The 575-nt window shown below is 59.8% G+C and carries 1 protein-coding gene and 1 pseudogene; both read right to left on the bottom strand.

What is annotated here, in order from left to right; genetic code table 11:
* Positions 1 to 307, bottom strand: a 307-nt coding sequence (locus CO660_RS32530; RefSeq protein ID WP_176536425.1) for a cbb3-type cytochrome c oxidase subunit II, incomplete at its 3' end; no start/stop codon positions are given.
* A gap of 8 nt (positions 308 to 315) precedes the next feature.
* Positions 316 to 575: pseudogene (locus tag CO660_RS32525) on the bottom strand (cytochrome-c oxidase, cbb3-type subunit I); the annotation flags it as partial.

Here is a 575-nt window from a genome sequence, read left to right as displayed (position 1 = left end):
GGAACGGGTGGTCGTACATCGATTCCGCGGCGAGCGAATAATGGCCGTAACGTTCGACCTCATCACGGAACGGCCGGATCATCTGGCTGTGGCAGAGATAGCAGCCTTCACGGATGTAGATGTTCCGTCCGGCGAGCTCTAGCGGCGTGTAGGGCCGCATGCCTTCCACTTTTTCGATCGTGTTCTGCAGGTAGAACAGCGGTGCGATTTCAACGATGCCGCCAATGCTGACGACCAGCAGCGAGCCGACCAGAAGAAGCGTCGCGTTCTTCTCGAGGGTCTTATGTTTATCAAGTAACGATGCCATGTCTCACCTCACTCGGCAGGCTGTGCCTGGGGCACCAAACTGGTCGGGATTGGCGCTTCGTCGCGCAGGTGGCCGCGGATCGTCATGAACACGTTCCAGGCCATGACGAGGCCACCCGCTAGGTAGAGTGCTCCGCCGACGGCACGCAGCACGTAATAGGGGATCATCGCCGCGACCGTTTCAGCGAAGGAATAGACGAGGAAGCCCTGGGAATTGTATTCTCGCCACATCAGCCCCTGCTGGATGCCCGCGACCCAGAGCACCGCGG

The organism is Rhizobium sp. L9 (assembly GCF_002531885.1).
Lineage (GTDB): Bacteria > Pseudomonadota > Alphaproteobacteria > Rhizobiales > Rhizobiaceae > Rhizobium.
Note: the sequence above shows the minus strand (reverse complement) of the source record. Positions and strands in the feature narration are given on the sequence as shown.